This is a genomic window from Sulfitobacter sp. 15WGC, assembly GCF_005068605.1.
Lineage (GTDB): Bacteria > Pseudomonadota > Alphaproteobacteria > Rhodobacterales > Rhodobacteraceae > Sulfitobacter > Sulfitobacter faviae.
Window position 1 is genome coordinate 1 of the sequence record NZ_SZNL01000017.1, and the last position, 6819, is coordinate 6819.

The 6819-nt window shown below is 60.7% G+C and carries 6 protein-coding genes and 1 pseudogene; 3 read left to right on the forward strand and 4 right to left on the reverse strand.

Translation table 11 applies throughout. The annotated features are described in order from the left end of the window. Positions 1-120 precede the first annotated feature (120 nt). The 4 genes from FCK22_RS13955 to FCK22_RS13970 form a co-directional block, all read right to left on the reverse strand. The gene (locus tag FCK22_RS13955; protein WP_248646523.1) at positions 121-1635 is read right to left on the reverse strand and encodes a tyramine oxidase; all 1515 of its coding nucleotides are present in this window, start codon (positions 1633-1635) and stop codon (positions 121-123) included. 73 nt (positions 1636-1708) lie between these two features. Beyond that, complete coding sequence (locus tag FCK22_RS13960) at positions 1709-3127, reverse strand: aldehyde dehydrogenase family protein (protein ID WP_247738251.1); 1419 nt, start codon at positions 3125-3127, stop codon at positions 1709-1711. Positions 3128-3227: 100 nt separating this feature from the next. Next, positions 3228-4154 carry a helix-turn-helix domain-containing protein gene (locus tag FCK22_RS13965; protein ID WP_136720511.1) on the reverse strand — a complete coding sequence of 309 codons (927 nt, stop codon included), beginning with the start codon at positions 4152-4154 and terminating at the stop codon, positions 3228-3230. A gap of 189 nt (positions 4155-4343) precedes the next feature. Next, the gene (locus FCK22_RS13970; protein ID WP_247738250.1) at positions 4344-5009 is read right to left on the reverse strand and encodes a helix-turn-helix transcriptional regulator; all 666 of its coding nucleotides are present in this window, start codon (positions 5007-5009) and stop codon (positions 4344-4346) included. A gap of 19 nt (positions 5010-5028) precedes the next feature. Between FCK22_RS13970 and FCK22_RS19100 the strand changes: the two genes are divergently transcribed. The 3 genes and pseudogenes from FCK22_RS19100 to FCK22_RS13980 form a co-directional block, all read left to right on the forward strand. Next, positions 5029-5277 (forward strand): hypothetical protein, encoded by a 249-nt coding sequence (locus FCK22_RS19100; RefSeq protein WP_209273946.1) that lies wholly within the window; start codon positions 5029-5031, stop codon positions 5275-5277. Then, the gene (locus FCK22_RS13975) at positions 5274-6347 is read left to right on the forward strand and encodes an ABC transporter ATP-binding protein (protein WP_136720513.1); all 1074 of its coding nucleotides are present in this window, start codon (positions 5274-5276) and stop codon (positions 6345-6347) included. The genes FCK22_RS19100 and FCK22_RS13975 overlap by 4 nt, the downstream gene beginning before the upstream one ends. 3 nt (positions 6348-6350) lie before the next feature. Then, positions 6351-6819, forward strand: a pseudogene (locus tag FCK22_RS13980) (ABC transporter permease); the annotation flags it as partial.

Sequence of the window (6819 nt, forward strand, 5' to 3'; positions counted from 1 at the left end):
TCTGAGGCAGCAAAGAAAACTGCAAAGGAGGCCAAAACATTGACCGCATCATAGACCACGACGCATAACTGAGGGTGGGTCAAATCTCGGTGAAAATACCGGGTCAGTTCTCAGTGACAATCAACACTCCACCTTCCACAGCGACCGGCGCGGGCTGTCCTCGGCCACTTCAGCCGGAACGATGTCCATTGTCATGAAGCGGTTGCTGGGCTGGTCGATGTCGAAATCGAGACGGAAGTTGAAGTAGTGGTCATGGTTCGCCGCCACGAGGTTCGGCGCGATGAGCGTGCCATACTCTGTCTCGCGCGCCGCCGAAGGATCATCCATCGAGGTCGCATCCGCGCCCTTTACACCATCAAGCCCGGTTGCGCCGATCTTGATCTCCATCTGGCCGTTCTGTTTGAATCGGTAGTCGATAAGATAGTCGTAGTTGCCGACCTCCGACGCCGTGCGAACCACCAGCTCGGTCTCGGGCCGCCCCTCGGCGGGGGTGTATTGATCGGGGCCTTGGGCAAAGACCTCGAAATGCCGCCACGCCGGATCGCCGATGTTACGCTCGAAGATGCAGACCGCATCGGGGATTTCCAGCGCTTGCCCATCGTCGCCGGCGATCATCGCGGGCAGGAAGGTCGCGTGCGACGGGCAGTCGATCCCGGCCACCAGCGGCGTCAGGAACAGGCCGAAACCGTATTCGCCGCTGTCCATATAAGTCCGCCAGTAGAGGCCCGCGCTCGGGTCCATATAGGGCACGAAAACCTCGGACAGATGCGCCTGATAGAGCAATGAGCGCCATTCGTCGCCATCCTTCACGTCGATGTTCGACAGCACCGGCCCGGGGCGTTTGTCCACCCGCAAGCGCATGCGCCACATGTCCCATTCCAGCGCACCATCGGAATAGGTGTAGTTGGGCCCACCCTCTTGGGTCAGCACGGCGGGATTCATCGCGGCACGTTGCGGGGTGCGGGCCTCAATCTCTTCGCCGGTATAGCCCCACCCGTCTTCGGGAATCGCGACATTGCCTTCGTCGATCACCCGCAGCGCTTTGCCGCTTTGCAGATCGACCACGGCATAGATGTTCTCAATCGGCTTGGCGTAGAAATTCGACCCTTCGGGAGAGACGTAGCAGGGCACTTTCATCAGCCGCGTACCGTCGTCTTCCTCTGAGAAGAAGTTACCCGCAGTGAGCGGCAGGCAAAATACCTGATCCGGCGTCAGGCCACGTTTTTCGAGCCCTGCGATCATGTCAGGGTGTTCCAGCGCCGCGGTCATGGCATTGGCAAATTCGTTGAAGAGGATCATCGGCTGTCCCTCGGTGGGGGCGCTGCTTTCGACCTCCCCGGTGGTCAGGTTCACGATGGCCTCGACAAAGCCGCTGTTGTCGGCGTTGGACATATGCACCATCGCGCGACGGTCGAGCGTATCCCCTTCCTCCCACGCCAGCACATCGGCCTTGGGCGGCTCAATCAATTCGATCAGCGGATAGAGCGTGTCATCCCCCGCCAGATCATTGGCGCGCAGGATCTCGTTGATCTTCTGGTATTCCTCCCCGGAAAAACCGTCGAGCGGATGGGCCAAGGCCCCCGCGGTGGTGAGGGCAAGGGCCGCGGCCCCGCCGAGTATTGTCTTTCGTAACATGCTGTCTCCCTTCATGTTGCAATGCGGGTGCCAGCCGCAGCGGACACCGGATGATCACCGTTGCCTCTCAGCCTCAGGCGAAAATTACCTGAATGTCGGTGTATTCCTTCAGCCCTTCTTCGCCGAATTCGACGCCGAAGCCTGACTTCTTAACCCCGCCAAAGGGGGCGTTGGGCTGGATCATGCCGTGGCTGTTAATCCAGACCGAGCCGCATTCCATCCGTTTGGCGACCTCCTTGGCCGCCGCCTTATCCGCCGACCAGACCGACCCACCAAGGCCCACATCCAGCGCATTGGCCTGTGCCAGCGCATCGTCGAGATCAGTATATCGGATGATTGGCAGCGCGGGGCCGAACTGCTCTTCGTAGACCAGCGGGTCATCGGCGGTCATCCCCGCGATGATCGTGGGCGGGTAGAACAGCCCCTCGCCCGGCGCACTGCCCAGCAGCACATTCCCGGTCTTTTTCGCCTGCGCGACGAGTTTCGACAGCTTGTCGAACTGCGCCTGGTTCTGAACGGGGCCAAGCACGCTGTCCTCTTGCGTGCCTTCGCCCACCTTGATGTTGCGGGCATAGGCGACCAGTGCGTCGCAGACAGCGTCATGGATATCGTCATGCACATAGAGCCGTTTCATCGCGGCGCAGGTCTGGCCGTTGTTGATGAAGGCGCCCCAGAACAGCCCTTCGGCAATCGCCTGTGGATCGGCATCGGGCAGGACAATGCCCGCGTCATTGCCGCCCATTTCGAGGGTCAGTCGCTTCATCGTCTCGGCGCTGGATTGCATGACCTTTTGGCCGGTCCCGCAGGAGCCGGTAAAGACGATCTTGGCGATATCCGGATGCGCCGACATGGCCGCGCCCATGTTGAAGGCGCCATCGGCGGCGCTAAGGGAATTCACCACCCCAGCCGGCAGAACTTCGTTCATCAATTCGACCATACGCAAAGACGCGAGCGGCGTCATGGGCGATGGCTTGCTGACCAAGGTATTGCCGCTGCGCAGCGCAGGCAGAATATGCCAAACCGCGATCAGCACGGGGAAATTCCACGGGGTGATCGACCCCACCACACCCAGCGGCTTGCGGTACATCTCTACCCGGCCCTCGGGCGTGTCTTGCAACACTTCCATTGGCAGCGAGAGGCTCGCGGTATAGCGCGCCCAAGCGACCGCGCCGCCCATCTCCCATTGCGAGCCGATGCCACCTAAGGGCTTGCCCTGTTCCGCCGTGATCAGCTGCGCCAATTCCTCCGCATGGGCCTCGATCTTGTCGGCCACGGCGTTGCAGGCCGCCGCGCGCTCTTCGTCAGAGGTGGCGGACCAGCTTGGGAAAGCCGCTTTCGCCGCCGCGACAGCACGGCCCAACTCGGCCTGACCGGCGTCCGGTGCTGTGCCCGCCTGCCCGCCCGTGCCGGGGTTGGCCACGGCAAAACGTGCGCCCGTCTCTACGCGGTCGCCACCCGCGATCAGGCCGATACTATCAATCGTGTCTTTCATGATGTCCTCCGTCATCCCGTTCCGGCACCGCGCCGAAACGCCTCCTCTCGCCAAAGCGTAGGCGCGGATCGGGCGGACATCTTGGGATAACGCGACAGCCCTATTGGACGATCGCGCCACCGTCGCGGGCCTGAGCGACAACGGCCCCGGGGGTCATCCCATAGCGTTGACGGAAGGCACGGTAGAAATGCGAAAGATCGTTGAAGCCGCAGCCATAGGCGCAGTCGGTGACAGAAACCTCCCTGCCCCCGGGGCGAGAGAGTTCTGCATGGGCTTGGGTTAACCGAAGGTGCAGCAGACGTTGTCCGGGTGTTTCGCCCAAGGGTTCGAAATAGCGTTGCAGGCTGCGCAGGGATACGCCCAATTGCAATGCCAAAGCGCTCGGCCCGAACTGCGGGTCGCGGTAATGGCGGGTCATCAGTTGCAGGGCGCGTTCCATGATCTGCCCGCGTGCATCCAAGGTCTGGCTGCGCCGCTCGTGGAAATAGGCACCCATCAGACCATAAAAGGCTTCGCTCAACTGCGTGCCCGCGTCGGGCGGGGCATGCATCATCTTGTAGAGCACGGCGCGCAGCGCGAGCCACAGCGGATCTTTGCGGTCAATCGCCACCCCGCCATCACAGACGCCGCCGAACCTGCCGATCATCTCATCCCGGGGGAGGTGCACGGATATCTGATGCGCCAACTGCCCCTCATATACGAATTTCGAGGGGCGGGTCGCATCTACGATGAACATATCACCGGGCCGCAACAGGGTTGATGCGCCGCTTTGCTGCACGACGCATTCGCCGACATCCTGCACCAGCATAAAGAAGTATTCACCCGGATCGCGCCGAATGCAGGTCTGCGTGCGGGCCGCTTCCTGCGCATCGAGCGAGACCAGCGCCGCGTCGAATCCCCCCATCCCACGCTTGCGCGCCCGACCGTGCGACGGCCCGCCCCGGCGTGCCGGCTCCACCTCGAAAGCGCCGCAGATTTGCATAATATCATTGCGCAGCACTTCGATAGGGGTGGATTTCGTGGACATACGGCTCAGTGCTTTCACGATCCCATACCCCCCTCAGAAACCGATGTGTTGGCGCCTTTCGGCAAAACGCTAGCCCATCCATTTGCATGCATCAAGCGCGCTGCGGCCTTGGGGATGGGGGACACTTCGGGTCGCGCGGGTCCGCCCGGGCCAATGGGGCGCCCTCAGCGCAAACGCACCGCAGACCCGCTACAACAGATGTTTGAACACGCCGAAAAGCTCGCTCTGCGATGAAATGACAAGCTTGCGGTAAAGGTTCCGGCGATGCACCTTACAGGTCTCTGTCGCGATATTGAGAAGCTTGGCGGCGGATGCGTTGGAATGGCCCTGAAGCACCAGCCCCGCGATCTGCGCCTCGCGCAGGGTCAGGCCGATGTTCAACCGACCCCCGGCATAGAGCCGTATGGCATCGGCAAGCGGGGGGCGGGTTGCCTGTTGGCCAACAGGGGTCGGTGCCACAGTCCGGCAATGCTGCATCAAAAGCTCAAGCAACAACGGCGCATAGGTCTCTAGATGCCGAAGCTCGTTTCGGCGAAACGGCCCCTGACCATCCCGCCTGCTTATCGACAGATGCGCCACCCCACCGTCCCCCAGCGGGGCAAGCAGGCCGATCTCATCGCAAAGCCCGGTACCGCGATAATAGTGCAGATAGTACTCGCTGGAGAAGAACCGATCGGGCGCGATGTCGGCCAGACGAAACAGCCCACCGCCCTTGGGCAGGCTACGGTGCAGATAGAAGGGATCAAAGCCGTAGCTGCTCTCCATATAATCTTCGAGCGGTCGCCCGATCAGTTTTCCGGGCTCGATCCAATAGTCCAGCAACAAGGGCGGTTGATCGGCATCGAAGCGCAGCATCAAAAAGGTGCCGAACGTGATGCGGCTGCTGAAAAAGCTTTTGAAAGCCTCGAAAAAATCCGGGGTGCCGACCGCACGAAGTACATCGCGCAATTGCTCAATCGCTGTATTTATCAGCCTTTCGCCCAAAGATACTCCAGAATCTGATCAAAATTCCAAGAACACTACCCCCAAGGGGGTATATTCACCAATTACTATTGGCGCAATCATACGAGCCAAGCTTTGCTCAAAAGCAAGAAACAAGATGGGCTATCAGGGGGAAAGATGACCAAGGCAATTACCGCACAGGCGCTGCGCAAAGTATACCCCGGCAACCCGCCGGTCGAAGCGCTTGCAAGTATCGATCTGGAAATTCAGGACAATGAGTTCTTTACGCTGCTCGGCCCTTCGGGCTGCGGCAAGACGACCCTGCTGCGCCTGATCGCGGGGTTCGAACACCCCACCTCGGGCCGCCTCGACATGTTTGGCGAAAGCCTGCTCGCCTCGCCCCCTTACAAACGGCCCATCAATACTGTCTTTCAGAACTACGCGCTGTTTCCCCATATGACCGTGGCCGAGAATATCGGCTTTGGCTTACAGATGCTGGGCACACCCAAATCGGCGATCAAATCCACCGTTGATGAGATGATGGAACTGGTGCAAATGACCCAGATGGCGGATCGTCAGACCAGCCAGATCTCCGGCGGGCAACAGCAGCGCGTGGCCCTCGCCCGCGCCTTGGCGCCACGGCCCAAGATCCTGCTGCTGGATGAACCACTGAGCGCCTTGGACTTCAAGCTGCGCAAGAAGATGCAATTGGAATTAAAGCGGCTACAAACCGAGACGGGGATCACCTTCATCTTCGTGACCCACGACCAGGAAGAGGCGTTGACCATGTCGGACCGCATCGCGGTCATGTCCAACGGCGCCGTGCGTCAGGTCGGGCGCCCCCGCGAAATCTACGACCGCCCCGCGGACCGTTTCGTGGCGGATTTCATCGGGGATACCAATTTTCTACCCGCCGAGATCACTGGCCGCGAAGGTGAGACCGCGCAGCTGCGTTTGCCCTCAGGGAAGATGATCGCGGCCCACGCGAATGAAGCGGCCACAGGTCGGGTGACCCTCGCCCTGCGGCCCGAACATGCGGAACTGACCCCAGAGGCTCACGGTCTTCTGGCCGGGCGCCTGCGCGAGGTGGTCTACTTCGGCACCGATACGCATTTTCACGTCGACCTCGATGACGGCAGCGAATTCGTATTGCGCCAACAAAACGGCCCCGAGGTCGCGCATTCCTATGTGACCGGCGATCGGGTTGGCGTCTCCTTCCCCGCCGGGGCCGCTCAGGTTCTGAGGGACTGACCCATGACAGAGCTCTCAAACACCGTCGCAAAACGCGCTGCCCGCAACCGTTGGCTGCTGTTGGCGCCGGCACTTATCATCTTGGTCTTCGCCGCCAGCGGGCCACTGCTGATCACGCTGTTCTATTCCTTTCTCACGCCCGGCGACTATGGCGGGGTGGTTTGGGATTTCTCCACCGATGCATGGTTCGGCGTGCTGATGCAGCGCGATATCTTTGACGACACTTTGGGCTGGTCGGATGCGCATCTCAGCATCTTCTGGCGGTCGCTCAAACTGTCGATTCTGACAACGCTCGCCTGTTTGTTCTTTGGCTTCCCCACGGCCTATTTCATCGCCACGCGGCCAAAAAAAGCAGCGCGAATTCTGGATGTTGCTGATCATCATCCCCTTTTGGACGAACCTGCTGATCCGCACCTTCGCCATTCTGGAGTTGATCCGAAACGAAGGCACGGTGAATTCGATCCTCATCGCG